The sequence below is a fragment of the Rothia nasimurium genome, assembly GCF_035916755.1.
Classification (GTDB): Bacteria; Actinomycetota; Actinomycetes; order Actinomycetales; family Micrococcaceae; genus Rothia.
Map to the genome: position 1 here is coordinate 146,194 of NZ_JAYWIX010000005.1, position 25,849 is coordinate 172,042.

At 60.6% G+C, this 25,849-nt stretch carries 22 protein-coding genes and 1 tRNA gene; all 23 read right to left on the minus strand.

The genetic code is table 11. From position 1 onward, the window contains the following. Nucleotides 1–50: 50 nt before the first annotated feature. The 23 genes from ilvA to VSX42_RS06925 all read right to left on the minus strand — a co-directional run bounded on the left by ilvA (nt 51) and on the right by VSX42_RS06925 (nt 25,794). The gene (ilvA, locus tag VSX42_RS06815) at nt 51–1,307 is read right to left on the minus strand and encodes a threonine ammonia-lyase (RefSeq protein ID WP_326503573.1); all 1,257 of its coding nucleotides are present in this window, start codon (nt 1,305–1,307) and stop codon (nt 51–53) included. Nucleotides 1,308–1,324: 17 nt separating this feature from the next. After that, a complete protein-coding gene (locus tag VSX42_RS06820) occupies nt 1,325–2,578 on the minus strand; it encodes an AI-2E family transporter (RefSeq protein WP_326503574.1) in 1,254 nt (417 codons plus the stop codon). Between the two features lie 151 nt (nt 2,579–2,729). Continuing rightward, nucleotides 2,730–3,632 (minus strand): Bax inhibitor-1/YccA family protein, encoded by a 903-nt coding sequence (locus tag VSX42_RS06825; protein ID WP_326503575.1) that lies wholly within the window; start codon nt 3,630–3,632, stop codon nt 2,730–2,732. A gap of 112 nt (nt 3,633–3,744) precedes the next feature. Continuing rightward, a complete protein-coding gene (locus VSX42_RS06830; protein WP_326503576.1) occupies nt 3,745–4,623 on the minus strand; it encodes an HAD family hydrolase in 879 nt (292 codons plus the stop codon). 152 nt (nt 4,624–4,775) lie between these two features. Beyond that, on the minus strand, nt 4,776–5,015 hold the full coding sequence (locus tag VSX42_RS06835) for a helix-turn-helix transcriptional regulator (protein ID WP_326503577.1): 240 nt from the start codon (nt 5,013–5,015) through the stop codon (nt 4,776–4,778). Beyond that, on the minus strand, nt 5,002–5,580 hold the full coding sequence (locus tag VSX42_RS06840; RefSeq protein WP_326503578.1) for a DUF2975 domain-containing protein: 579 nt from the start codon (nt 5,578–5,580) through the stop codon (nt 5,002–5,004). The genes VSX42_RS06835 and VSX42_RS06840 overlap by 14 nt, the downstream gene beginning before the upstream one ends. A 168-nt stretch (nt 5,581–5,748) precedes the next feature. Then, nucleotides 5,749–5,822, minus strand: a tRNA-Leu gene (locus VSX42_RS06845). Between the two features lie 68 nt (nt 5,823–5,890). Next, entirely contained in the window at nt 5,891–7,276 is a 1,386-nt protein-coding gene (locus VSX42_RS06850; protein ID WP_237199316.1) for an NAD(P)/FAD-dependent oxidoreductase, read from the minus strand. Nucleotides 7,277–7,466: 190 nt separating this feature from the next. Beyond that, nucleotides 7,467–8,897 carry a S8 family peptidase gene (locus tag VSX42_RS06855; protein WP_326503579.1) on the minus strand — a complete coding sequence of 477 codons (1,431 nt, stop codon included), beginning with the start codon at nt 8,895–8,897 and terminating at the stop codon, nt 7,467–7,469. A gap of 9 nt (nt 8,898–8,906) precedes the next feature. Then, entirely contained in the window at nt 8,907–9,863 is a 957-nt protein-coding gene (locus tag VSX42_RS06860; protein ID WP_326503580.1) for a Ppx/GppA phosphatase family protein, read from the minus strand. Between the two features lie 61 nt (nt 9,864–9,924). After that, nucleotides 9,925–10,506 (minus strand): DUF501 domain-containing protein, encoded by a 582-nt coding sequence (locus VSX42_RS06865; protein ID WP_326503581.1) that lies wholly within the window; start codon nt 10,504–10,506, stop codon nt 9,925–9,927. 43 nt (nt 10,507–10,549) lie between these two features. Beyond that, nucleotides 10,550–11,200, minus strand: a complete 651-nt coding sequence (locus tag VSX42_RS06870) for a septum formation initiator family protein (protein WP_326503582.1) — start codon at nt 11,198–11,200, stop codon at nt 10,550–10,552. A 166-nt stretch (nt 11,201–11,366) separates the two neighbouring features. Continuing rightward, nucleotides 11,367–12,647 carry a phosphopyruvate hydratase gene (gene eno, locus VSX42_RS06875; RefSeq protein ID WP_135013140.1) on the minus strand — a complete coding sequence of 427 codons (1,281 nt, stop codon included), beginning with the start codon at nt 12,645–12,647 and terminating at the stop codon, nt 11,367–11,369. A 244-nt stretch (nt 12,648–12,891) separates the two neighbouring features. Beyond that, nucleotides 12,892–13,596, minus strand: a complete 705-nt coding sequence (locus tag VSX42_RS06880) for a MazG nucleotide pyrophosphohydrolase domain-containing protein (protein WP_326503583.1) — start codon at nt 13,594–13,596, stop codon at nt 12,892–12,894. After that, nucleotides 13,593–14,822, minus strand: a complete 1,230-nt coding sequence (locus VSX42_RS06885; protein ID WP_326503584.1) for an adenosine deaminase — start codon at nt 14,820–14,822, stop codon at nt 13,593–13,595. Before VSX42_RS06885 ends, VSX42_RS06880 begins: the two co-directional genes overlap by 4 nt. 85 nt (nt 14,823–14,907) lie before the next feature. Continuing rightward, complete coding sequence (locus VSX42_RS06890) at nt 14,908–16,593, minus strand: hypothetical protein (protein WP_326503585.1); 1,686 nt, start codon at nt 16,591–16,593, stop codon at nt 14,908–14,910. Nucleotides 16,594–16,629: 36 nt separating this feature from the next. Beyond that, nucleotides 16,630–17,928, minus strand: a complete 1,299-nt coding sequence (locus VSX42_RS06895; protein ID WP_326503586.1) for a thymidine phosphorylase — start codon at nt 17,926–17,928, stop codon at nt 16,630–16,632. Nucleotides 17,929–18,067: 139 nt separating this feature from the next. Beyond that, nucleotides 18,068–18,469 (minus strand): cytidine deaminase, encoded by a 402-nt coding sequence (locus tag VSX42_RS06900; RefSeq protein WP_326503587.1) that lies wholly within the window; start codon nt 18,467–18,469, stop codon nt 18,068–18,070. 277 nt (nt 18,470–18,746) lie between these two features. Next, a complete protein-coding gene (locus VSX42_RS06905; RefSeq protein ID WP_326503588.1) occupies nt 18,747–20,039 on the minus strand; it encodes an ABC transporter permease in 1,293 nt (430 codons plus the stop codon). Nucleotides 20,040–20,041: 2 nt separating this feature from the next. After that, a complete protein-coding gene (locus VSX42_RS06910; protein WP_326503589.1) occupies nt 20,042–21,340 on the minus strand; it encodes an ABC transporter permease in 1,299 nt (432 codons plus the stop codon). Beyond that, entirely contained in the window at nt 21,327–22,943 is a 1,617-nt protein-coding gene (locus tag VSX42_RS06915) for an ABC transporter ATP-binding protein (RefSeq protein WP_326503590.1), read from the minus strand. Before VSX42_RS06915 ends, VSX42_RS06910 begins: the two co-directional genes overlap by 14 nt. 228 nt (nt 22,944–23,171) lie before the next feature. Beyond that, nucleotides 23,172–24,266, minus strand: coding sequence for a BMP family ABC transporter substrate-binding protein (locus VSX42_RS06920; RefSeq protein WP_326503591.1), 1,095 nt, complete (start codon nt 24,264–24,266; stop codon nt 23,172–23,174). A gap of 304 nt (nt 24,267–24,570) precedes the next feature. Continuing rightward, nucleotides 24,571–25,794 (minus strand): amidohydrolase, encoded by a 1,224-nt coding sequence (locus tag VSX42_RS06925; RefSeq protein ID WP_326503592.1) that lies wholly within the window; start codon nt 25,792–25,794, stop codon nt 24,571–24,573. Nucleotides 25,795–25,849 lie beyond the last annotated feature (55 nt).

Below are 25,849 nucleotides of genomic sequence, written 5' to 3' on the forward strand. Positions count from 1 at the left end.
GAGAAGGTCGCAGGCAAAGGCACATATCCTGCGCTTTAGCAATCTGCTCTTTAGTAGACCACGATCGGCTTATAGCCCTCAGCTTCTAGGGCCGCGATGACTTCCTGGCAGTGCTCTACACCCTTGGTTTCCATGTCGATGGTGATGGAAACATCGCCCATGGAGAGGGCGCCGCCCAGGCGGGTGTGGTCCACGCCGGTGACGTTGGCGTCGTGCTCCGAGATGATGCGGGAGATGGTGGTGAGCTCGCCGGGACGGTCGTTGAGCATGAGCTTGATGGTCATGTAGCGCCCCGCAGCAGACAGGCCTCGCTGAATCACCTTGAGCATAAGCATGGGGTCGATGTTGCCGCCCGAAAGTAGGCAAACCGTGGTGCCCAGGTCGCCGTACTTTTCTTTGAGGGAGCCGCTCATCAGCGCCGCTACAGAGACCGAGCCAGCCGGTTCAACGACCAGCTTGTTGCGTTCCATCAGGAAGATGAGGGCACGGGCAATTTCGTCTTCAGAGACAGTGTGCACGTCGTCCACCAGGTTCTTGATGATGGTGAAAGGGAGCTGGCCGGGGCGGCCCACCGCGATACCGTCCGCAATGGTGGAGACCTTTTTCAGGGGCACCAGGGCGTCTGCTGCGAGGGAGGGCGGGTAGGCTGCCGCGTGCTCGGCCTGCACACCGATGATGCGGATCTTCTTGCCCAGTTTTTCTTCGAGCGAGCGCACCGCGATGGAGAGCCCGGCCAAGAGACCGCCGCCGCCGACGCCTACCAAGATGGTGTCGACGTCCGGGACCTGTTCCAGGATTTCTAGGCCCAGGGTGCCCTGGCCGGCGATGATGTCTTCGTTGTCGAAGGGGTGCACAAAGACAGCGCCGGTTTCTTCGGCGTAGCGTTTGGCTTCTGCAAGGGCTTCGTCCACGTTAACACCGTGTAGCACGACCTCGGCCCCGTGGCTGCGGGTCGCTGCGATCTTGGGCAGGGCCGCACCCTGGGGCATGTAGATGCGAGCCGCGATGCCCAGGCGGGAAGCTGCCAGTGCCACGCCCTGGGCGTGGTTGCCTGCTGATGCTGCCACCACACCCACGGCTTTTTCAGCCTCGGTGAGCTTAGCCATGCGTACGTAGGCACCGCGCACCTTGAATGAGCCAGAGCGCTGCAGGTTCTCACATTTGAGGAAGACCTCGGAGCCAAGCTGCTCGCTCAGGGCGCGGGAGTGGGCTACGGGGGTGCGCTCAATGACGCCATCGAGCAGGCGGGCTGCGTCTTCAACCTGACTTAGGCTCACGGAGAGCTCTACCGGGGCGGGTGCTTGCATCGTTACCTCGTCTTGTCTTATTTCTGGGCACCGTTGTTGATGGCTTCGAGGGCGTCTTCGTCGACCTTTTCGGCTTCCTTGATGCGCTCTAGGCGTTCCTTGACCTTCTCAGCGATAGCCTTTTTCTCGCGTCGGCGTTGTTCGTGCGGGTAGAGGAACTCTTCTTCACGGATATCGGGGTCGTGTTCCCACTCGCGGCCAGCTAGGTACCTGATAACGGTGTTGAGCACTGCCAGGACGGGTACGGCGAAGAGGGCGCCGACAATGCCGTAGAGCATGGAGCCGGCAACCACCACGATAACAACGGCCAGGGGGTGCAGGGCTACGGCCTTACCCATGACCAGGGGTTGCAGGATGTTGGATTCAACCTGCTGCACAATTAGCACCATGGCCAGCATGATGAGTGCGTTGACCAGGCCGTTGGCGACCAGGGCCAGCAGGACGGCGATAACGCCAGTCAGCAGTGCACCCACCACGGGGATGAAGGAACCCAGGAAGACCAGGACGCCCAGGGGCAGGGCCAGGGGGACACCCAGGAAGAAGGCGGAGAGACCGATACCAACGGCATCAACCGCTGCCACAAAGACCTGAACACGCACGTAGGAGACCAGGGACTTCCAGCCGCGGCGGCCAGCACCGTTTACAGCGCGGCGGGCGTTGCGGGGGAAAAGCTTGACGATAAAGAGCCAGATCTTCTCGCCTTCCATGAGGAAGAAGATCAGGGTAAAGAGCACGATCACCATGCCGGTGCCGATATCGGCTGCAGTAGAACCTACACTGGCCACGCCGTTGAGAATACTGGACGTATTGTCCTGCAAGGTGGTGACCAGCTGGCTGATGTACTGGTCAATCTTGTCTGCCCCCAGGTCGATGGGCAGGTTATTGAGCATGGCTACAATCTGGTTCCAGCCCTCAACCACCTGGTCTGAGAGGGACGAGAAGCCTGCGGTGAGCTGCTGGCCAACCAGGGCGAGTAGACCCACGACAGCCGCAATCAGGCCGACTTCGGTAATTGCGGTGGCAATACCGGCGTGGATACGGTTACGGCGGAGGAAGTAGACCACCGGCGACATCAGGCCAGCAAGCAGAGCCGCAATCATAATCGAAATGACGATGAGGGAGATCTTAGCCAGCATCCAGTAGAGGGCTGCGGCCGCGATGCCCACAATCATTAGACGCCAGGACCAGGCCGCTGCAATCTGCAGGGCAAAGGGCACCTGACGGTCAGATGCGGTCGGCCGGGCAGGGGGTTCAGAAATAGTGACACTCATACTTTCTATCTTCCCACGTTTCCTTACTATCTGCCCCGAGCTAGCTCGTATCCCGGGCACAAGCGTGATGAAACTCGCCCGGGGCAGAAGCACAGTTGCTTCTGCCCCGGGCGAGGGTTCTATCTCTAGCGCTCTAGGAAGAGTCTAGGTTTTAGTCGTCGGCCATAGCGCGAACGTAGTAGAGAATACGCAGAATCTCGATGTAGAGCCAGACCAGTGATACGATCAGGCCGAAGGCGATACGCCATGATTCGCGCTCAGGAGCACCCATCTTGATAGCTTCAGAGGCGTGGGTGAAGTCGAGCAGCAGGGAGTAGGTGGCCAGCAGGACGGCAAAGAGACCGATAATCAGGCCCAGGGGGATGCCCATAACCTCAACGCCGCGTGCGTTGAAGCCGAAGAAGAGTGAGGCTACGAGGTTGATGAGGCAGAAGACAGCGTAGGAAATCGTCGCAATCATAAAGAAGCGGGTCATCTTGGGGGTTGCCCGCACCTTACCGGAGCTATAGAGCGCCAGGATAGTTGCAAATACAATGACGGTCGCCATCACAGCCTGAAGCACGATACCGGGGTAGGAGGCCTCGAACATGCGAGAGATACCGCCAACCAGCAGACCTTCCATGACCGAGTAGGTCATAACCAGGGCAGGTGAGACCTTCTTCTTCAGGGCGTTGACGAAGCCCAGTACCAGGCCGCCGATGAAACCAACGAACATGAGAATGGGCATGTACCAGGCGAGTACAGCGCCCACCACGACCAGACCCAGGTTCAGGCCGGTCTTCATGATGATGTCGTTGATGGTGATGCGGTTGGTATCGACGGGGCCAGCGGTACCGACGTTGTACATGTCGTTGAGCTGGCCAGCTGATACCTGCTGGTTCTCGTACCCGTAGGGGGCCTGCTGGGTGTAGCTACCCTGCTGGTAGGTTCCGTAGGGGGTCTGGGGCTGCTGGCCGTAGGGGTTGGCGGTGGTAGTGCCGCCAGCACCGAACTGTCCGAAGCGGGGGTCGCCAGCGGGCTTAGTCATGTTGTTGATCAGGGGGTTACCTGCCACGGCTGTTGTCTCCTAGTGGTAATAAGTAGTCGTGGTAAAAGTTTTGTACTCTACCCTACCGAATCTTGGCCGGCTTTTCTTCCCGTTTTTCTCAGGGCGTGAGAGGCTGGGATTAGGCGGTGAGTTCGGCTTCGAGGAAGTCGAGGACGGCCCCGTCGTTGTTGGAGCCAATGGTTAGGTCTGAGACCGGGGCGAGGGCTGGGTCGGAGTGCTCCATGGCAATAGCGCGCCCCGCGTAGCGGAACATTTCAAGATCGTTGCCAGAGTCGCCAAAGGCCGTGGTCTGTTCAGCACTCAGCCCCAGGTGGTTCGCCAACCAGGCTAGGCCGTGACCCTTGTGGTTGCCCTCCAGAATCAGGTCGATAGCCCCGAAACCGCTGGAGGTCGCTGCGATTCCGTCAGGTAGAGCATCGTGTAGCTTTTCGATGGTCTCGTAGATTCCCTCATTGGGGTCGGCGTTCAGAGCAATCTTGACGATAGTTTCGGTGATGGTGGTGGGGTCGTCGATGGCTTCTACGTTGGGGTAGAAAGGACGAATCGCGGTGATGGGGTTTTCCGGGTCCCAGCCGGGCAGGTCAATGCCGACCTTGGTGACCTGTTCATGTACACGTCCGGCGATGGTCGCTAGTCGGTCGGTCGGCACGTAGGAATAGTGTCGGGAGGAGAGAATAAGTCCCAAGGCCGGGAAGCCTTCGAGGGCGGTCAGGCACTGCTGGACCAGTTCAGGGGTAAAACCCCACAGGGCTAAATCGGTGCCCTGGTTATGAATAATGGCACCGTTCTCTGCGATGTAGTACAGATTCTTGTGGTGTTCATGCCCGGCCAGGTATTCCTCGATTTTTGGCATTTGGTTACCCGTTGCTACCGCCAGGTAGGAGCCCTGTTCAGCTAGCAGGGTCAGGACGCGGTCCAGCTGCTCGTGCTTGTAGGTTTTGTGGTCGGTGAGCAGGGTTCCATCGAGGTCAACAGCGTAGAGATGAGGTGTCTTCATAGCTTCTACTCTATCGAACACCTTAGAGCCTGCATCCACCACTCGGGTGCCGTCTTTTTCCCGAGCCTAGAAGTTCACCCTACTCATTCTCTCTTGACCCTATAGATTATCTCGGGGTCAAGAGAAAAAGAATGGGGTGAACATAGCGGCATCTACTGCCGCCCGATACTCAAGAGGTCGCCCGGCGAGCATTCTAGAACATCACAAATCGCAAGGAGCGTACTAAACCGTATAGCTTTCGCACGATTGTTTTTGAGCTTAGAAAGATTAGCAACTGTCACCCCAACCCGGTCTGACAACTCAAGCAACGTCATAGAACGCTGATCAAGCAAAACACCCAAATTACAGTGGATGTATTTGCTGCTCTTTTCAACCGGTTCAGACAAGGTCATCAACCTCTTCCTGAAGCTCAATTGCCTGACGAATCGACCCCTGCAGGACATACAGCATCGCAAGCAGCAGGAAGACAAGGACCATGACTGAAGTATTGGTAAGTAGACCACCGCTCCACTGGTCGTTCAGGTCAAGACGGTGCGCAAGGAAATTATTACCCATACCTTCGATGCCACTGCCAACCAGCCACCCGAGTACCGCATAGGCAACGACAACCGCACGTTTTGATGTCTCTTCGGTGTACAGCTGACCATTCTTAATGCGATTCAGCGTGGACCACATCCCCCAAATAGCAACCAGCAGGCTCGCCGATTTGAGCACAAAACCTGTCATTAAGTATGCAAAGGGACCCCCAGCTGCAAGGTCAAAGCTGACGCCACCTTCAACTGCCGGGCTCAGGAAAGTATGAAATTTCTGATCTACAAATACATTCAGTACGTAAGTGACAAGAAATAGGGTGCACAGCATAGCCAATGCAGTAACGTCAAACGACCAGAAGCTTTTCTTTCTAAGGGGACTTGTAGACACAGTCGCTTCCTTTCTGACTAATTGATGATTGTTCACATGAACTCTCTCAACCATTTACATATTGTTTATCGATACTATCGTTTATCAATATGGTGCGCAAGCCTTCAGCCCAAACACAATTAGTCAGGGGCGCCCAATTCACCCAGGCAACAAAAAAAGAGAGAGTACGCCTGCGCTTTGCGCTTGACGTACTCTCCATTTTTGTAGCCCCACCGGGACTCGAACCCGGAACACAAAGATTTTAAGTCTTCTGCCTCTGCCAATTGGGCTATAGGGCCTTGAGCGGGCGCCCGCCGGGCCTTACCCGGCGAGCGCTTTCGCTTATACCTTTATACCAGAAAAGTTCCTAGAGCTTTGCCTTGGTCTTTTCGGGTGCGGTGCCGGTGGCCTGCTGGAAGGCGCGACGGGGTGAACGCTGGTGACGGATCGATGAGGTGTCGCGGCCGAAGATCTGGTTGAGTGCCCAGGTGGCCATGACGCGTGCGGTGCGTTCGGTGGTGGGGATAGCGGTGCCGTGGTAGCCGCGGTGCATGAGCCAGGCGATGGGGCCGCCGATGGTCTTGCCCTTGAAGTTAGCTACACCCTTCCACAGACCCAAGCCGGCAACGACGCCGATGGTCTCGTGGTAGTAGTCGGTCAGTGCTTCGCCGCGGCGCTTGGCCAGCAGGTTTTCTGCCAGCTTGAGGGCCTGGCGGGAGGCGTGCTGGGCGTTGGGGACGCAGAAGCCGCCGACGCCGCCACCGGAGAGGTCGGGTACAGCTGCGTTGTCACCTGCTGCCCAGGCGTCCTCGATGATGCCCTCATCGCCTGCAACGCGCAGGTCGGCCTGTACGCGGACGCGGCCGCGTTCGTCGATAGGGAAGTCGGTGTCCTTGAGCATGGGGGACGCTGCAACGCCGGCGGTCCAGATCAGGGTGTCGGTGTCAAGTTCACCGGCAGGTGACTTGTCGCCCATGTTGATGAGCTGCAGGTGGCCGTCGGTGGCGTCGGAGAGTGAGGTGTTGAGCAGGACCTCGATACCGCGGGCGCGTAGTTCAGCGACAACCTTTTCGGCGCGGTCTGCGGGGACCTCGGGCATGATGCGGGGGGCTGCTTCGACCATGACGAAGCGCAGGTCTGAGATGCGCAGGCGGTCGTTGCGGTTGACGGCTTCGCGGGCCATGTCTTCAAGTTCGGAGATGGTTTCGACGCCTGCGAAACCGCCGCCAACGATGACGAAGGTGAGGGCGCGACGGCGCTCGTCCTCGTCGGTGGTGAGGGAGGCGATTTCGATGCGCTCGAGTACCCAGTTGCGCACGGAGACTGCTTCTTCAACGGTCTTCATGCCGATGGCAACCTCGGCCAGGCCGGGGATGGGGAAAGCACGGGTGACGGCGCCTGCGCCCAGGACGATTTCGTCGTAGGTCAGCTCGAAGGTTTCACCGGCGTTGATGGGTTCGATGGTTGCGGTCTTGGTAGCGTGGTTGATCGCTACGACACGGCCGCCGATGATTTCTGAGTCGCGCAGGTGCTGGCGCAGGGGTACGGTGGCGTTGCGGCCTTCCATGGAGCCTGCAGCTACTTCGGGGAGGAAGGGCTGGTAGGTCATGTAGGGGTTGGGGTCGACAACGGTGACGACGCCACCAGACTCCTTGATGACCTTCTGGATCTTCTTTGCGACGGTGAAGCCGACGTAGCCGCCGCCGACGATGAGGACGCGGGGGCGGTCCTGTGCAATCTTGTTGAATGCCATGCGAGTTAACTTCCTGTTGGTGTAGTGCCGGTGTTCCGGCAAAAAGTCTCCATGCTTATATTGCCACTTTTGCGGGGTTTAAGCATAGTTTTGGACGGGGTATTTGCTGTGAGCGTTTTTCGTCCTGCTGGTGTCTAGCCTTTCAAGCCGGGGGGAAGATTTGATGAAGGCTAGATGAGGTGGGCTCGGGCTAGCGGCGACGGCTGCGTTTGATGATGTTAGTGAGCTGGTGGATGGAGCCGAAGGTGATGATGCCGACCCACAGAGCGAAGGCGGCGAGCACGATGAAGGGCAGGATGCCGGAGTCTTCAACGGGGCGGACAGGCGTGGGGGCGGCTGCTTCTGTGATGGTTTCGCCGGCTTGGTGCACAGGGGTTTCGCTGGCGCTGGGTGTGGCTGAGGCGGTGTTTTTGCGGTGGACGTTAATCCAGTCGCTCATGGAGCCGAGCGGGTTGGTGTCGGTGTCGTCGGGGGTTGATTCTGCGAGGGCGGCTTTGGGGTTGATGATGCCGTAGCCGTAGAGGGCATCGCGTCCGTCCGCTCCCGCATCGTCGCTGGAGGCAATGATGCGCTGAATCACCTGGTTACCGGTCAGGTCGGGGTATTTTTCCATGATGAGGGCGGCAAGGCCGGCAACGATGGGAGCGGCGGCTGAGGTGCCTGACCAGGTGGCGTACTTGTTGTTGGGGATAGCGCCAATCATGGACTCGCTGGGGGCTGAGACAGCGATAGAGATGCCCTGGGAGGATGAGGACCAGGAGTCCTGCTTGTTCTTATCGACACCGCCGACGGTGAGTACCCCGGGCATGGTGGCGGGGGCACCGACCTGGGTGAGCCCGGCACCGCGGTTGCCTGCTGAGGCAATAATAATGACGCCTTTTTCTTCGGCGTAGGCAAAGGCTGAGTCCCATGATTGGGGCCAGCTGGTTTTGTCGGAGCCCACAGACAGGTTGATGATATCGGCCCCGTTATCGACGGCGTAGCGCACAGCGTCCGGAATCTGCTCGTCAACCGAGCGGGTGGTGGCGCTGGTGGTACCGAGTTCTAGGGAAATAGGCAAAATGGTGGCATCGGGTGCTACCCCAATCATGCCTGCGGACTCGCCGGGTTCACCGGAATTGGCGGGGGTGGTACCGTCATCATGGCCGTGGCCTGCGATCACAGAGGCAACCAGGGTGCCGTGTTCGGGCTCAACGCCCAGACCCTTCCAGCCCTTGTTCTTGGTGGTTCCGGTCGAGGCGTCGTAGCCGCTCACCACGTTACCGGTGAGGTCTTGGTGGGTGCCGTCCACGCCGGTGTCGATGACAGCGACGGTAACGCCCTTGCCGGTGGTTTCACTCCACAGGTCGGTAAAGCCGTACTGGGTGAGCCAGTACTCGCGGGCACGAATAGAGTCGCCCTTGGGGGCAGCGATGGTGGGTACCGAGGCCAGGGCGCTGGGGCTGGCACTGGCCTTTGAGGTAGCACTGGCTGACGCACTTGCTGTGGGGCTGACGCTGGCACTAGCCGAGGGGCTCGCCGTGGTAGCTCGGGCAGGGAGAGCGCCGAACGCCAGGGCGGTAGCTAGAGCCAGGCTGCTTGCGAGCAGGGCGGTGCCGGTGGAGGGTCGCCGAAAGGCCATGGGCGGTTCCTAGCAGCTGGCGCGTTCGGCAACCGACAGGGCCAGACCGTCGAGGATGTCTTTTTCTGAGGTGATAGCGCTGGTAACCGCTCCCCCGGTGAGGGCGTTGATGCGCTCGACGATGCGAGCCCAGACAACCGACCCTGCGGGGATGACGTCCACCCGGCCCTCGTGCATGTAGGGCAGGGCGGCGCGCTCCGCGCTGGTCATCGCAACCATGTCGGCAGCGGCCCGGGAGATGTCCTTGATGGCAATCTCGGCGCGGTCGATTTTTTCGGGGTCGTAGGCGTCAAGGCCCATCACGTGGGCTGCCACGGTGGTAACGGTTCCCGCTACGCCCACGACGCGGCGGGCCGCCGATAGGTCAACGGAGGCACTTGCGGTTGCGATAGCCCGGTCGGTATCTGCAATGACGCGGGATACCTGGGTGACGTTGGCCGGGTCGGAGCTAATATGGCGTTCGGTCATACGCACGCAGCCGATATCAACCGAGCGGGCTGCGGCCAGGCCGTCCTTGTTTCCCAGCACAAACTCGGTGGAGCCGCCCCCCAGGTCAATCACCAGGGTCATCTCGTCGGTGTTTCCCACCGACGAGACGGCACCTGCAAAGGACAGTTCTGCCTCTTCCCGGCCGGTAATGACCTCGGGTTCTACCCCCAGAATCTCGCGGATGCCATCGATGAAAATCTGGCGGTTGCCCGCGTCGCGGGTGGCACTGGTTGCGGCAAAACGCACCTGCTCTACCCCGTACTCGCGCAGAAGTTCAGCGTATTCACGGGCCGCTGCGAAAGTGCGTTCCAGGGATTCTTTGGCTAGCCAGCCGGTGGCGTCCACGCCCTTGCCCAGGCGCACAATTTTCATGCGACGCTCAAGGTTGGTGAGCACAAAGCCGTATTCGGTGGCTTCGGCCTCGGCGATGAGCAGGCGAATTGAGTTGGTTCCGCAGTCGATAGCGCCAACGCGCATGGTTACTCCCGGTGACTCGTAGGGCAGGTTAGGTTAGGGTTGGGCGGACGCCGGTGGGCTGCTAGTCGCGCCAGGCAGGGTCGCAGTGGCAGGTTTCGGGGGTCCACCACTCAGCGATGAGGTCGAGGGTTGCATCCCCGTAGGGGTTGATGCCGCGGCCAACGGCTAGGGTGTGGCCGAGCACGGCGTGCAGGCACTTGACGCGGGTGGGCATGCCACCGGCTGAAACACCCTCAATTTCGGGTACTTCTTCTAGACCGGCTTTGACGCGAATGCGTTCGCGCTCTGCCAGGTAGTTTTCGTGGGCGCCCCGGTAGGCGGCTGCCTTACTTTCGTCGTCGGCAACTTCGTCGGTCATCTCGTACATGGCGCCTTCTGCCTCAAGGCGGGAGGCTGCGGCGGTGATGACGGGATGGGCCAGGTAGAAGGTGGTGGGGAAGGGTGAGCCGTTGGCCAGGCGCGGGGCGGTGGCGGCGACCAGGGGGTTGCCGCAGACGCAGCGGGCCGGGATTTCTACGACATCGCGCACAGTGCGCCCCAGCTGGGCTGAGAGCACTTTCAGGTCAAGCTCGGTGGGGGTAAGGGTTTCGGCGGTGACCCCGAAGCCGTGGGGCTGGTGGTCGGTGCTCGCGGGTGTGGTCATGGTGTCCTTAGAAGATTGTGCTGGTTTCTCTAGTCTACCGGCGCTAGCGGTTGGTGGCGGTAGCGCTAGAGCTAGCTGAGGGGCCGGCACTAGGGCTGCTTGAGGTGCCGGGGGCCGGGCTGCTGACGGAGGTGTCTTCGGCTGCCAGCTGCAGGGAGCCCCAGAGTTTAGTGGTCCAGGAGTCTTTGGGGGCGGTTTTAGCGGCCGCACTGGTGTCGTCCGCCAGTTCGCTGGTGGAGTCCACGCCTACCACCAGGTAGGGGGTCTCCCCCGGTTGTACGTAGAAGAGACGGCTGCGGGCCTGTTGCTTGACGTAGTTGTCGTCCTGCCACCAGCTGACTTGGGCGTTCAGTGAATCCTGCTCTGCCTGCAGGGCGGCGATGCTGGCCTTGGCGTCGTTGATTTCATTTTGCTGGCGGATGAAGGAGGTCAGCGGGGTGTAGACCGACAGGGCGATAATCACCAGCACAATAGCGAAGGTAATGAAGTGCCCGCTAAAGGAGTGGGCGGCCACCGGGCTGCCCAGCTCCTGCGAGGGGGTTTCTGCGGTGGTCTCGGCGCGCAGGGGCTTAGTTGCCCGGGTGCGGCGGGGTTTGGCCTGATTTTCCCGAGAGGGGGCGGACGCCGGATTCCCCAGGCCGAAGCCAAAAAAGGCTGCGATGGGGTTGGGTTTCTTACCCGGTGTGCGCGCCATAAGTGTTCTTCCTACCCTCTCGTCCGTGATTTTCCTATTCTACCGTCTGAACTGGGCACCCGCTGAACGGTTCCTGCCCTTGTCCTTAAAGGGCAGTGCCCCGGCCAGGGGGCAACCTGGCCGGGGCACGGGCGTCCTTACTCTCTTACTTTAGAGAGGGGGCAGACTACTTTGCGAAGCGGGGGAAAGCACCCTTGCCTGCGTAAACAGCCTGATCGCCAAGCTCTTCCTCGATGCGCAGCAGCTGGTTGTACTTAGCAACGCGCTCGGAGCGGGCGGGAGCACCGGTCTTAATCTGGCCAGCGTTGGTAGCAACAGCCAGGTCAGCGATGGTGACGTCCTCGGTCTCACCTGAACGGTGTGAAACCATGCAACGATACTCGTTGCGCTGAGCCATGCTCATAGCATCGAAGGTCTCGGTCAGTGAACCGATCTGGTTTACCTTCACGAGCAGAGCGTTAGCAGCGCCGCCCTCAATACCCTGAGCCAGACGCTCGGGGTTGGTCACGAAGAGGTCGTCGCCAACGATCTGAACCTTGTCGCCGATTTCGGCGGTGAGGGTCTTGTAGCCGTCCCAGTCGTTCTCGTCCAGGGGGTCCTCGATGGAAACGAGGGGGTACTTAGCAACCAGGTCAGCGTAGTAGGCAGACATTTCAGCTGCGGACTTCTTCTGGCCTTCGAAGTCGTAGGCACCATCGTTGTAGAACTCGGAAGAAGCGACGTCCAGAGCCAGGGCGATTTCTTCACCGGGCTTGTAGCCAGCCTTCTCGATAGCCTCGATGATCAGGTCAAGAGCTGCAGCGTTGGAGTCGAGGTTGGGAGCGAAGCCACCCTCGTCACCCAGACCGGTGGACAGGCCGCGGTCGTGCAGAACGCTCTTAAGGGCGTGATAAACCTCAACGCCAGCCTGCAGGGCAGCGGAGAAGGTGTCGAAGCCGATGGGGGCAATCATGAATTCCTGGATGTCAACGTTGGAGTCAGCGTGTGAGCCACCGTTGAGGATGTTCATCATGGGAACGGGCAGGACGTGAGCGTTGGGGCCGCCCAGGTACTTGTAGAGGGGCAGGTCTGAGGACTCAGCTGCTGCCTTAGCAACGGCCATGGAAACGCCGAGGATAGCGTTTGCGCCGAGCTTGCCCTTGTTGTTGGTGCCGTCCAGGGCGATCATGGCAGCGTCAACAGCGCGCTGGTCGGTTGCGTCGATGCCGATAACCTCTTCAGCGATTTCTTCAATCACTGCAGAGACAGCGCCGAGAACGCCCTTGCCCAGGTAAACAGCCTTGTCGCCGTCGCGGCGCTCTACAGCTTCCCACTCACCGGTGGATGCGCCTGAGGGAACTGCTGCACGGCCAAAAGCGCCGTCTTCGAGCAGAACCTCAACCTCAACGGTGGGGTTGCCGCGTGAGTCAAGAATCTGACGAGCGTGAACTGCGGTAATCAAAGCCATGAAAATGCTCCTTGAAGGATGAGAAATGAAAATGGCTATATAGCGCTACAGCCGGTTGCTGATCGGGCCGTGGAGCCCGCGCGCGTTTATGCCCCTAGTCTACCAAAAAACCCACATAAGCACACAGGAATTCAACATTTCCAACGGTTTTCTTCAGCACTTCTGAGGTTTTGTGGGATTCTGACCAACGGGTCACAACTACCTCATGGGATAAAGTCACCGAACCGTATGCGGCGTATTACTTTTACCGAATCAACCCTTGCACATAGGTCCGCAAGGCCCGCTCCGCATCGAGCCCGGCGGTGCGGGTAGAGGCTGCCAGCTCGTAGAGGTAGGCGCCCAGCTCCTGCTCGTTGGCGAAGGTTGGGAGCTGCCCATCGGCGTCCGCGCCTGTAAAGTCAGCCCCCGCGGTCTCGGCTCTCTCCGCGACCTTGGCGGCGAGGGCGAGCGCGGGCAGGGCCGGCGGGAGACCGTCGAAGGGGCCGGTGCGTTCGGGTTTTTCGGCTTTTTTGAGCCGGTCCCAGGCGTCGTAGATATCGGCGGCGTTGAGCTTTTCGCGGCCCTGGTCGGTGGATGCGAAGACGTGGGGGTTACGGCGCACCAGTTTGGCGGCGAGCCCGTCGATGACGTCCTGCATGGTGAAGCCGCCCTGCGCGGTGGGGGTTTCGGCGGCTATGGTGGCGTGGAAGATGACGTTGAGCAGCACATCCCCCAGTTCTTCGCGCAGCAGGGGCAGGTTGACTCCGCCGGGGGCTTCAACGGCTTCGGCGACCTCGTAAGTTTCTTCGATGAGGTAGTGCATGATGGACGCGTGGGTTTGGGCGGACGTCCAGGCGCAGCCGTCGGGGCTGCGGAGGGTCTGCATGAGCCCCATCAGGTGCTCGAAGTTGCTCCCGAGGTCACCGGGTTCTGGCGCGGGGGCGGGGTGCTCTTGTTTTGACCGGGTCATGCGCCGCGATGCTCTTCCTTGTCGGTGTCTGCCCGACCCTGCTCTTCGAGGGCCAGCTGCCCGTAGGCGCTCTGGATGCTGGTGAGCAGGGCCTGTTTTTCATCGAAGGAGCAGAAGGCTCCGTTGACGGCATTGTAGGTGACTTCGAAGAATTCGGGTAGGCCAAAGCCCTGGTGGGTGGCGAGTTCGGCGAATTCCCGGGTCATGCTGGTGGCGCTCATTAGGCGATTATCGGGGTTGATGGTAACCGCGAACCCGGCCTGCAGAAGCAGGGCCGCCGGGTGCTCTTCGTGGCTGAGGGCCGGTTCAAAGGCCTTCTTCTGCCCCACATTGCTGGCTTTTTCGGCGGCGTCGGTCTGCAGGTTGGAGCAGGGGCAGGTTTCCAGCACGATACGGCGGTTTTTGATAGCTTCGGCGACCTCGCCCAGTTGCAGGACGGTCTGACCGGGGTCAGCGCCGGGCATTAGGGAGCCGTCGGGGTCGATCTCTGCCAGGGTGCGGGCTGTGATGTCTTCGGTGATGCGGACGCCGTGGCCCAGTCGCAGGGCCCGGCCGGTGACCAGGGCTTCACGAATAGAGGCCAGGCCAAAGGCTTCACCGGCATGCAGGGTGACGGGCAGGAAGTGCTCGGCGGCAAGGTTCAGGGCTTCTGCGTGGGCCGAGGTAGGGTGGCCGTCCTCAGGCCCAGCAAGGTCGAAGCCCACCACGCCCAGGGCCCGGTAGACCAGGGCGGTTTTGACGACCTCCAGGGAGTTATTTTGGTGGCGCATGGCGCACAGAATCTGGTTGACCAGGATGCGCCCGCCGGCCCGACCTACTTGCTCCATACCGTCCATGAGTCCGTCGGCGACCGCTTCAACGGCCTGGGTCATGGTTAGCCCGCCGCGCAGGTGCAGTTCAGGGGCCCAGCGCACCTCGCCGTAGATGACGCCGTCGGCGGCCAGGGTCAGTACGTGCTCACGGGCGACCCGGCGCAGGTTATCTGCGGTTTGCATGACGGCTACGGTGTGTTCAAAGGTTTCTAGGTAGCAGGCCAGGGAGCGAGAGTCTGCTGCCTGCTTGAACCACTCCCCCAGCTCCTGCGGGTCGGTCGCGGGCAGGGTGTGGCCCACCTGGTCAGCTAGCTCGATGAGGGTCTCGGGCAGCAGGCCACCATCGAGGTGGTCGTGCAGGCAGACTTTGGGGAGTTTCTGTAGCCAGGTCAGGGTGGGCGTGGGTGCGGTCATGCGGGGAAGGTTCTTTCGTAGTGGCCCGCCCCGAAAAGGCCGGGGCTCTTTCGGGGCGGGCGCTTCAGATGAGAGGTAAGTGGGCCTAGAAGGTCCAGGCGGCTAGGGCCTCGCTCATGTGGGCCGGGATGTTCTCGCCTGTGCGGGGGAACATGCGCAGCTCCTCTACGTACTGCTGGGCGGGCAGGTGCTCGGGGTAGCGCACGAAGGCTTCCTCATCGGCGTAGTCGAAGGACGCCTCGACCGGGGTGCCGGGGGTGAAGCGGATGTTGATGGCCAGGGGTGAGCCCTGGCCTTCCTTGTAGGAGTCTGCCTTGAGCTGCAGAATCGCCAGGGTCTCTTCGGGGATCAGGTCGAAGGTGCGTACCTGCTCCCAGAAGCCGTTGCGGCGCACGTGGGTCAGGGCGTCGTAGTAGGAGCCCAGAGTACGTACACGAATCAGCACGGTGGAGACATCGCGGGCGGTACCGTCCGCACCGAAGAGGGCCTCGTAGGCAGGTGCGAAGCGGGAGACCACTTCGGCCTCGGTGAGCACCAGGTTGCCGCTGGCCTTCTTGGTGGCAGAGGGCTTGGGCTGGCTGTGCTCGGCGTAGGAGGGGGCGATATCGACGCTGGTGCCGGTCATGGGGGCATCCAGGGCCGGGGCGGACGCGGGCAGGTTGCGGGCTGAAGCCGGTGCAGCGGACGCCTGGGGCTGGTCGTCGGCTTCGAATTCGCTGTCGTCCAGGTGGGTGGGCAGCTGGTGGGCCTCATTCTCGTTGGCTGCGGCAGCTTCTTCTGCCGGGGCGGTATCTTCGGCGGGTGCTGCTTCTTCTGCCGGGGCTGCCGAGCGGATGCCAGCAGTCGCCGGGTAGTTTGCGGCGGCAGCGGCGGTTACGGCACCCTGCTGGTAAGCGGCATCTGCTTCGGGAGTCTCTTCGACGGTAGCTTCTTCCGCAGCAGCTTCTTCAGCGCTACCTGCTTCTGCCGCGGGGGCCTCTTCCTGTGCAGGCTCTACAGCCGATTCTTCAGCGATGTCTGAGGCTTCCTCAGCGGGGCCTTCAGCCATCTCCGCTTCGTTCTGGTTAGCCTTCTCCTGCGCTGCCTTCTCCTGGGCCAGACGGGCTGAGATACGGCTCATGCGGTCCTCAGCCTGAGCGGCGGTTTCCTCCTGCCCTGCGGCAACCGGGGCGGGGGCGGCGTCCTGCCTCTTCTCAACTTCAGCAACCTGCTGGGCCTCGCCAGCCTGCTCAACCTCACCGGCCTGCTCAACCTCGCCAGCCTGCTGAGCCTGGGCAGCGCCCATATCTAGGGCGTAGTTGAGGTTGTGGGTCTTGCTGGTGGCGGTGTTCATGAAAGAAGCGTGCACAGCCGCATCGCTGCCGATAGCGGGGTTCACCACGACCAGGGCTCGGTTCCAGGCACCGCGCTCGCTCTTTTCTTCCTCAACGTAGAGGTCAGCCACAGCTTGGAACCATTCGCTACCGGGGGTGACCAGACCAGATTCAACTTCCTGGCCGCGCTGGTAGAGGGTGTACTTCATGTCGTTGGCGTTCTGGGTCAGGTTCAGGGTCACCTGGCCCTCTGCCTTGGCGCGCATGAGCTTGACAACGGCTTTGAGGCCCTTGCCTGCGCCCAGGCGGGTGGGGGCAGGGGCAGTCTCAGCGGTCTTGGGGGTATGCGCCTGTTCGGCATCGATGCCGGTTGCCAGAACATCCCGCTGGGCGGTGTCGCTAGCGGTGTTCTGTGCGGGGGCAGGTGCCTGAGTTTTTTTGCGGCTGAATAGGCCCACGGTTCTTCTCTTTTCTTGCAGGGTCGAAGGGAGGTTTTAAGCGTTGATTCTATCCAGAATCAGGTCGGTGGGGGTGTAATCGCCTCCGATAGTCCAGGCGTCCTTGAGGGATTCCATGGCGCGTTCAAAGCGTTCGGGGGTGTCGGTCATCAGGGTCATCAGGGGCTGGCCTACGGTGACGGTGTCGCCGGGCTTGGCGTGCAGGTTGATACCCGCTGCCAGCTGCACGGCGTCTTCCTTGCGGGCTCGGCCTGCGCCCAGACGCCAGGACGCCACGCCCACGGCCAGGGCGTCCAGGCGGTTTAGGGTGCCGCTTGCGTCAGCGTAGACGGTGTGGGTTTCGCGGGCCTGGGGCAGGGCTGCATCGGGGTCGCCGCCCTGGGCAGAAATCATCTCGCGCCACTTATCCATGGCGCGGCCGTCGGCAAGAGCCTCGGCGGGGTCGGCGTCGATGCCGGAATTCTTCAGCATGACGCGGGCTAGCTCAACGGTCAGTTCGACGATATCGGCAGGCCCACCGCCGGCGAGCACCTCAACGGATTCTGCCACCTCGTTGGCGTTGCCAACGGCCAGTCCCAGGGGGGTATCCATATTGGTGAGCAGAGCACTGGTCTTAACGCCGGCACCCTGTCCAAGCTCAACCATGACCTCTGCCAGCTCACGGGCGCGCGCGGCGTCCTTCATAAAGGCACCGGAGCCGACCTTGACGTCAAGTACCAGGGAGTCGGTACCTTCGGCGATTTTCTTGCTCATGATGGAGGAGGCAATGAGCGGGATTGCCTCGACGGTGGAGGTGGTGTCGCGCAGGGCGTAAAGCTTCTTGTCGGCGGGGGCCAGGCCGGTACCTGCGGCTGAGATAACAGCGCCGACGCTACCGAGAATGTCGAGGGTCTTTTCGTTGGAAATGTTGGCCTGCCAGCCGGGGATAGCTTCGAGCTTGTCAAGGGTGCCGCCGGTATGGCCCAGGCCGCGGCCTGAGAGCTGGGGTACGGCCACGTTATAGACGGCAACCAGCGGGGCCAGGGGCAGGGTGATTTTGTCGCCGACACCGCCGGTGGAGTGCTTATCTGCGGTGGCGAGTTTTTTGTCGGGGCCGATGATGGATGAGAAGTCCATACGTTCGCCGGAGCGGATCATGGCGTCGGTCCAGCGGGCGATTTCTTCGCGGGTCATGCCGTTGAGGAAGATAGCCATGGCCAGGGCGCTCATCTGCTCGTCGGCTACGACGCCGCGGGTGTAGGCGTCGATGACCCAGTCGATCTGGTCGTTGGTGAGGGTTCCGTGGTCGCGTTTGGTGCGGATAATGTCTACGGCGTCGAAAGCTTCGGTGCTCAAGCGCTCACCTTCCCGGCAGGGTGCAACTTCGCTCCCCCGCCCTGTGTTGTTGTGGTCTTCGGTCTTATCTTCCAGTATGCCAGTTTGCGCCGGGGCTTGGCCTGGGCAAAGCGGTCAGTGAACGGGAAAGATAAGGACGTTAGGGGGCAGCTAAGCGATCGGGGCCGAAGGCGTCGGGCAGCATCTGCTCGATGGTGAGCACTCCGCTGGTGGAGCGCAAAAGCATGCCGGGGGCACTGTGTTCGTAGAGCAGCTGGCGGCAGCGGCCGCAGGGCATCAGGGCGTTGCCGTCCTTATCGACACAGGCAAAGGCTGCGAGCTTGCCGCCGCCGGTGCGGAAGAGCTCAGAAATCAGGGAGCATTCGGCGCAGAGGGTAATCCCGTAGGAAGCGTTTTCGATGTTAGCGCCGGTAATCAGGCGCCCGTCGGTGGTTAGGGCCGCAGCTCCCACCGCGAAGTTGGAGTAGGGCGAGTAGGAGTTCGCCAGGGCTGCGGTGGCGGCAGCGGTGAGCTGATTCCAGTCAATGTCTTGTGCAGTCATTGGTATCTTCCTTTGTTTTTCTACAGGTACGGGGAGGCGGACGCCCCGGTAGCCGACTGGCTGGGATGAGTAGGGTTTTCCGCGAAGCGAAATAGAAATCCCTGCGAATTAGCCGAGCCCGCGAGGCTACATGAATCAAGCGAGCTCTGCGAACCTGCGAGAAGGTTAGTCGGCGAAGGGGCGTCCGCCTCCACCTCCCTACTCAGGTCCAACAATGTTAAGACGGCAGTGGCCGCCCCTTGCTGTGCAAGTGGGGCGGCCACGCGTCCGTCCGGGCCTACTCCTTGATGTAGGGCTTGCCCACTGCGGCGGGGCCGCGGGAGCGCCCCACCAGACCGGCTACCGCGAAGATGGTGACCAGGTAGGGCAGCATGGCGAGCAGTTCGGTGGGCACGCTGGTGCCCAGGATGGAGAGGACGAACTGCAGGTTGAGGGAGAAGCCAAAGAGGAGGGCGGCGGAGAGGGCTCCGATGGGGGTCCAGCGGCCGAAGATGAGCGCGGCGAGGGCGATGTAGCCCTGGCCGGCGGTCATGTCGGAGTTGAAGGAGGATACGGAGACCAGGGTGAAGAAGGCGCCGCCCATACCGGCTACGGCACCGGCCAGCAGCACGTTGGTGGCGCGGAGGCGGTTGACGTTGACGCCCAGGGTGTCGGCGGCCTTGGGGTGTTCACCGACGGCGCGGGTGCGCAGGCCCCAGCGGGTCTTGTTGAGGGCGAACCAGATGACGGCTACCACGATGTACATGAGGTAGACCAGTACGTTCTGGTTGAAGAGGACGGGGCCCAGGACAGGGATCTCGGAGAGGCCGGGGATGGCGAAGGTCGGCAGCTTGGGCGCGGAGTTGAGGGTGGAGGCATTGGGTTCAAGGACTCGGGCGAAAAGGAAGCCGGTGAGACCCGAAACGAGTACGTTGACCACAACGCCGACGATAACCTGGTCGACCAGGTACTTGATGGAGAAGAGAGCCAATAGGGCTGAGACGAGCATGCCGCCGATCATGGCTGCAAGGAGGCCTGCCCAGGCGTTCTTCGTGATGGAACCTACCAGGACGGCTGAGAAGGCTCCCAGCAGGAGCTGGCCTTCGATGGCGATGTTGACGATGCCAGAACGCTCACAGAGCAGACCGCCCATAGAACCGAAAATCATGGGGATGGAAAGGGCCACTGCGCCAGTGAGCAGGGAAACCAGGGAGAGTGAGGCTCGTTCGGTGGATCCAATGGCCCAGACTACCAGGCCGGAGGCGAAGGCAAACCAGAAGAGGGGGGCTACCCAGCGTCCCAGGGTTTTGCCGGCGTTGGTGGTCACCAGGGCGTATCCGGCAACGGCGAGCATGACGATAGATGCTACCCAGCCGTACACCAGAGGGTTGAGGTTGATGGGTTCAGCTGAGAACCAGCTCACCCCGTCTGAGATTCCTAGTGAAATGGTTTTCTGGGGTGCCTTGAGGGCGATGAGCAGGGTGCCGAGTACTGCCAGCACCCCGTAGATGATGGGGTTCTTCCAGTTTTTGACGGCCAGCTTCTCATCTGAAGTGCTGGTAGTGGTTTCAGGAGTTGCGATGACGCTCATGGTTATGCCTCCACAGCCTTCTTCTGAGCTGACTTCTTTTTCTTGGGCTTGCCGGTGGGGTCGGGCAGGCGGAACAGGGATCGAACCAGCGGGGGCGCCGCGATGAAGAGAACGATCAGAGCCTGAAGAACCAGAACGATGTCGATGTCGGTTCCGGTTGAGATCTGCATGGAGACACCACCTGCACGGAAGGCACCGAAGAGGAGGGCCGCGAAGAAGGTACCCCAGGGGGTGGAGCGTCCCAGAAGAGCTACGGTGATGGCGTCAAAGCCAAGTGAGCCTGCAACACCGGTGCTGAGAACCTTTTCAGTACCGGAAACCTGGGCGGTACCGGCGAGACCTGCGAGGGCACCGGAGAGAGCCATCACGATGATGTAACCTGAGGCGACGGAGATACCTGCGGTGCGGGCTGCGTTGGGGTTAGCGCCGACTGCGCGCAGGCGGAAGCCGATGGTAGAGCGGTTCAGAAGCCAGCTCACAAAGATAACTGCTAGAACAGCGACGATGAAGCCCAGGTGCAAGCGGAAGGAGGGGCCAAGGATGAGCGGGAACGTCGCGTTGGCGCCAACCTGATCTGAGATGGGGTTTGCACTCCCTTCGCGCTGAAGCACAGGAGTTTTAAGCAGGTAGGTCAGCAGGTTAGCGGCGATATAGTTCATCATGATGGACAGGATCACTTCGTGAGCGCCTGTCTTGGCCTTGAGGACACCGATAATACCGCCCCAGATGGCACCGCCGATGATGCCGCCCATCAGAACAAGAGGAATCATAACGGGCAGGGGCAGTCCGGCGTTGAGGGCTACCCAGCCTGAGACGATAGCACCGAGGATAATCTGACCCTGGGCACCGATATTGAAGAGGCCGGCTCGGAAAGAGAGAGCGATAGCCAGACCCGCAAAAATCAGGGGGGTCGCCATCGTCAAAGTTTCGGTAATGGGTCGAATCTGCTGGGCAAAGGTCTTGCCGTTGGGGTTGTAGATAGACCCCTGGAGCAGAGCCATGTAGGCATCGGTGGCTGCTGACCAACCGGCACTGAGAGTGTCCATGGGGCGGGCAAAGAAATAGCCTGCCGCTTTTTGGGTGGCCGGGTCGGTGAAAGCTATGAGAATCCCGCCAACGATAAAGGCGGCTAGAGCTGCGCCGATGGAGAGGCCGATGTTACCGCCTGCAATGCGGGCGAAGGTCGAGGGCTTCTCGGTTGCTACCAGCTGGGAGGGGACGTCCTGGGGCGGGGTTTTGACTGCCGTATCGGCAGCGAGGGCAGGGTCTACCTGCGGGGCTGCGGGCTTATGCTCGCTCATTCTCTTCTCCTTCTGCCCAGGGGGTCTCGGGGGTGGTGGCCATGTGCTTGGCATGGGAAGCGCTGGGGGCCTCTTCGGCGTGTTCTGCGGAGGCTACAAGGGCTTCTTCGTAGGTAGCTCCTGCCATCATCTGGCCGAGCACAGAGCGGGGAGTGCTGGGCGGGACGATGCCCATGAGCTCGCCGTGGAAGAAGACGGCGATGCGGTCTGCGAGTCCGTAGACTTCGTCAAGTTCGGTAGAGACGATGATGACGGGCACGCCCTTGTCGCGTTCTTCGACGATGCGCTTGTGGATGAACTCGATAGAGCCAACATCTACGCCGCGGGTGGGCTGGGAGGCGACGAAGAGTTCTAGGGGGCGAGAGAGCTCGCGGGCAACAACGATTTTCTGCTGGTTACCGCCAGAGAGTGTGGATGCTGCGTGCTCTTTAGAACCCATACGGATGTCAAACTCGGTGCCTGCCCGGTCGGCATTTTCAGAGATCTTAGTGCGGTTGAGAGTACCTGCCGATGAGAAGTCTTTGGTGTCAAAGAGGTCGAGGATTAGGTTCTCTGAGATAGAGAAGGACCCAACGAGACCATCCTTGCTGCGGTCTTCGGGTACGAAGCCGACGCCGGTGCGTAGCACCTGCTTGGTGGTTTTCCCCAGGAGTTCTGTTCCGTTGAGTTTCATTGACCCGGTGGCCTTGGGGTGCAGTCCGATAATGGATTCTGCCAGCTCAGTCTGACCGTTGCCCTGCACACCGGCAACGGCAAGAATTTCGCCGCCGTGCACGGTGAAGCTGACGTCTTTGAGCAGGGGCACGCCGTTATCAGCTACCAGGGTGAGGTTTTCAACAGCGAAGGTCTGGTCGTTGGTCTGGGCCTCAGACTTGTCGACGGTCAGCTGCACGGCCTTACCCACCATGAGGGAGGCCAGCTCAGTGGTTGACATAGAGGGGTCAGCCTGACCTACGACCTTGCCGCGGCGGATGACGGTGATGTCATCAGAAATTTCACGAACTTCGCGGAGCTTGTGGGAGATGAAGAGCAAAGACTTACCGTCCTTGCGAAGCTGGTCCATGATGCCCAGCAGCTGGTCGGTTTCTGCCGGGGTGAGCACGGCGGTGGGCTCGTCAAGAATCAGAATCTCTGCGTCGCGCACCAGCGCCTTGATAATTTCAACGCGCTGCTGCACACCAACGGGCAGGTCTTCAACGATGGCGTCGGGATCAACCGCAAAGCCATAGCGGTCTGAGATCTCACGGATCTTACGGCGCGTGGTCTCAAGATCGAGGGTGCCACCCTTGAGGGATTCGGAGCCCAGGGCCACGTTCTCGGCAACGGTGAAGACGGGGACCAGCATAAAGTGCTGGTGCACCATACCAATGCCTGCTGCCATGGCGTCTGAGGGGCCTGAGAACTCAACTGGTTGGTCGTCGATGAACAGCTGGCCTTCGGTGGGCTGGTAGAGACCGAAGATAACGTTCATGAGGGTGGACTTACCCGCGCCGTTTTCACCCAGCAAGCAGTGTACTGTGCCGGGGCGGACCACAAGGTCGATGCTGTCGTTCGCGGTAAAGTCACCGAAGCGTTTAGTGACCTTGCGCAGTTCGAGTTTCATGGGGTGGCTTTCTGTGTAATAACCGGACGCACACTACGGCCCCGGGGGCTGCAGAGTGAAGGAGTGCTTGTGCCTAGTTTAGCGGGTAAGACCCCTACCCTAAAGACTGTGTGCGGTTCAGGGCTATGGACCAGTGGCTTTTACCAGACAAACGGCTCACTCCCCTCGTGAGCAAGGGGGTGAGCCGCTGTTAGGTGACTGAAAGGAGGCTTTCAGCGCCGGGAGAGACTACTTGGGTGAAGCCTCTGATTCGATGGTGATGGTACCGGCGATGATGTCTTCCTTGATCTTGTCGAGTTCAGCCTTGGTCTCGTCTGAGACTGCTGAGTCGAAGTTGTGGAAAGGCGCCAGACCAACGCCGTCATTCTCAAGGGTGCCGATGTAGGGGTCAGCGGTGAAGTTGCCCTCGAAGTCAGACTTGATGGTTTCGGTAACAGCTGCGTCCATCTTCTTCATGATGGAGGTCAGGATGATGTCAGAGAAGTTGGGGTTGGTTTCAACACCGTCTGAGTCAACCCAAACAACCGATGCGGGATTTTCAGGGTTAGTGGCGTTGTATTCCTTGACAGCTTCGAGGGTACCTGCACCTACGGGGCCCGCAACGGGCAGAATGATGTCAGCGCCCTGACCCAGGAAGGTCTGGGTGTTGGTCTTGCCCTTAGCAGCGTCTTCGAAGTCACCGGTGAAGGTACCTGATTGGCTCTCTACATTCCAGCCCAGGAGCTCGACGTTAGCTCCCTTCTGCTCGTTGTAGTAGGCAACGCCCTGGGCAAAGCCGTCCATGAAGATAGTGACGGTGGGGTACTGGGCACCACCGTAGGTTGCTACCTTACCGGTCTTGGTCTGAGCAGCTGCTAGGTAGCCAGCCTGGAAAGCAGCCTGAGCAGTGTCGAAAATGATGGGGCGGACGTTGGGCAGGTCGATGGCGTTATCGTCAACGATTGCAAAGTGCGACTCAGGGTTAGCCTCTGCAACTTCCTTGGTAGTGTCAGACAGAGCGAAGCCAACAGTCACAGTGATGTTGCAACCCTGCTGAATCATACCGTTGACATTGGGGGCGTAGTCGGTATCTGATGAGGACTGTGCTTCTGCATAGCTAATATCAAGTTCTGATACGGCATCCTGCAGGCCCTTGTAGGAGTTCTGGTTGAAGGACTTGTCCTGGAAACCACCGAAGTCAGAAACGATGCAGCCCAGGTAGTCGCTGCTCTCGCCGGAAGCTGAGGATGATTCTTCGGGGGCAGCGCCACATGCTGACAGCAGCAGGGCTGAGATACCCAGGACGGAACCGGTGGATGCAACGTGCTTACGTGAGAAAGCCATGAAGGTCCTTTTCGTACGGCCCTGAAAGCCGGCGGCGCGTAGTTTACGCCAGCTGTGTGTGAGTGGTGCTTTCAGAGAAAATTTTGCGTAACACAACACATCTTAGTGTGATTCAGCTTCCCGTTCACCCCCGATTCACCTTAAAGAACGTGAACCGCATAACAGGTTGTTGCTGTTTAATCACATCGTATAGATATTTGAGCTAATGGCAGAGGGCAGGAGGCCGTCCCGGGAGTGGAGGGCGGGCGTCCTGCCCTCTCAAAAATTTTCTGAAAAAAGTTACCAGCCGGTAACTTCCCGGAGGTTAGCTGCGAGACAGCTCCGAGCGGATAGCCCGCAGCGCGGTCGCGGCCATGACCTGCACCCCGTACTCAATCGCGCGCTCGTCCGGCACGTAATCGCCCCGGTGCAGGTCGTAGGTCACCCCACCGGGCACGCGGGTGCCCAGACGAATCAGGGCACCGGGAACCTCTTGGAGCATCCAGGCGAAATCTTCCCCGCCCATGGACTGCTCCACCAGCACCACGGAGTCCTCCCCCAGCTCCGCGCGGGAGGCCGCCTCAATCATGGCAACTTCATCTTCGGTATTGACGGACGGCGGCACCCCCCGATAGTGCTCAAGCTCAACCTCTACGTTGTAGGGGGCAGCGATCTGGTCAACCACCTCATCGAGCATGGCACCGGCCTGCTTCCAGACGTCCGCGTCCAAACAGCGCATGGTACCCGCCAAGAAAGCGGTGGACGGAATAGCGTTGGGAGCTACCCCAGCCTCAATCTGCCCCCAGGCAACCAGCACGCCGGAGCGGACGTCCGTCTTGCGCGAAAGCACAGCAGGCACGTTAATCGCGATTTGGGAGAGGGCGTAAATGACGTCCTCGGTCAGGTGTGGGCGAGAAGTGTGCCCGCCGCGACCCTTGAGAGTGATTTTGATGGTGTCGGAGGCGCTAGTGATGGCACCGATGCGGGTACCAATTTTGCCCACGTCAACCTTGGGCTCACAGTGCAGGGCGAAGGCGCGGGGTACGCCCTCGAGGATGCCCTGGGCGATGACGTCCACGGCCCCGCCGGGCAGCTGCTCCTCAGCCGGCTGGAAAATAATGCGCACGGTGCCGCCCAGGGGAAGATCCTGGTGAAGGCGGTGCAGGGCAATAGCCACTCCCAGCATGACGGTCTGGTGAATATCGTGCCCACAGGCGTGCATAACGCCATCGACCTGCGAAGCGTAGGGCAGGTCGGTTTCCTCCTGAATAGGCAGGGCATCGATATCGGCACGCAGAGCAGCAGCCATCGGGCCAGAACCCACATCCACATAGCAGCCGGTACCCTTCAAATGCTTGGGTGCCAGCCCCGCTTCGGTGAGGGTACGGAAAATACGCTCGGTCGTCTTGTTCTCAAGGTAGGACAGCTCAGGGTTCTGATGCACCTCGCGGCGAAAAGCAATCAGTTCCGGCACCAGGGTACGCAGACGCTGGGCAAACAGGGGTGAGCTCAGATCCAAGGAGCTTGCAGCAAAAGAATAGGACGACATGTATATAGAGTAGCCCCTCGTGCAAAAAAGTCGCGCTCCACAAGGGGTGTAGAGC

Excerpts from the sequence above, each read along its gene's own strand:
- VSX42_RS06860 (WP_326503580.1), bottom strand. The coding sequence starts at position 9,863 with ATGCGCGTTGGCGCTATCGACTGCGGAACCAACTCAATTCGCCTGCTC.
- ilvA (WP_326503573.1), bottom strand. The coding sequence starts at position 1,307 with ATGCAAGCACCCGCCCCGGTAGAGCTCTCCGTGAGCCTAAGTCAGGTT.
- VSX42_RS06920 (WP_326503591.1), bottom strand. The coding sequence starts at position 24,266 with ATGGCTTTCTCACGTAAGCACGTTGCATCCACCGGTTCCGTCCTGGGT.
- VSX42_RS06900 (WP_326503587.1), bottom strand. The coding sequence starts at position 18,469 with ATGACTGCACAAGACATTGACTGGAATCAGCTCACCGCTGCCGCCACC.
- eno (WP_135013140.1), bottom strand. The coding sequence starts at position 12,647 with ATGGCTTTGATTACCGCAGTTCACGCTCGTCAGATTCTTGACTCACGC.
- VSX42_RS06830 (WP_326503576.1), bottom strand. The coding sequence starts at position 4,623 with ATGAAGACACCTCATCTCTACGCTGTTGACCTCGATGGAACCCTGCTC.
- VSX42_RS06925 (WP_326503592.1), bottom strand. The coding sequence starts at position 25,794 with ATGTCGTCCTATTCTTTTGCTGCAAGCTCCTTGGATCTGAGCTCACCC.
- VSX42_RS06865 (WP_326503581.1), bottom strand. The coding sequence starts at position 10,506 with ATGACCACACCCGCGAGCACCGACCACCAGCCCCACGGCTTCGGGGTC.
- VSX42_RS06880 (WP_326503583.1), bottom strand. The coding sequence starts at position 13,596 with ATGACCCGGTCAAAACAAGAGCACCCCGCCCCCGCGCCAGAACCCGGT.
- VSX42_RS06855 (WP_326503579.1), bottom strand. The coding sequence starts at position 8,897 with ATGGCCTTTCGGCGACCCTCCACCGGCACCGCCCTGCTCGCAAGCAGC.
- VSX42_RS06835 (WP_326503577.1), bottom strand. The coding sequence starts at position 5,015 with ATGACCTTGTCTGAACCGGTTGAAAAGAGCAGCAAATACATCCACTGT.
- VSX42_RS06910 (WP_326503589.1), bottom strand. The coding sequence starts at position 21,340 with ATGAGCGAGCATAAGCCCGCAGCCCCGCAGGTAGACCCTGCCCTCGCT.
- VSX42_RS06905 (WP_326503588.1), bottom strand. The coding sequence starts at position 20,039 with ATGAGCGTCATCGCAACTCCTGAAACCACTACCAGCACTTCAGATGAG.
- VSX42_RS06850 (WP_237199316.1), bottom strand. The coding sequence starts at position 7,276 with ATGGCATTCAACAAGATTGCACAGGACCGCCCCCGCGTCCTCATCGTC.
- VSX42_RS06820 (WP_326503574.1), bottom strand. The coding sequence starts at position 2,578 with ATGAGTGTCACTATTTCTGAACCCCCTGCCCGGCCGACCGCATCTGAC.
- VSX42_RS06870 (WP_326503582.1), bottom strand. The coding sequence starts at position 11,200 with ATGGCGCGCACACCGGGTAAGAAACCCAACCCCATCGCAGCCTTTTTT.
- VSX42_RS06915 (WP_326503590.1), bottom strand. The coding sequence starts at position 22,943 with ATGAAACTCGAACTGCGCAAGGTCACTAAACGCTTCGGTGACTTTACC.
- VSX42_RS06885 (WP_326503584.1), bottom strand. The coding sequence starts at position 14,822 with ATGACCGCACCCACGCCCACCCTGACCTGGCTACAGAAACTCCCCAAA.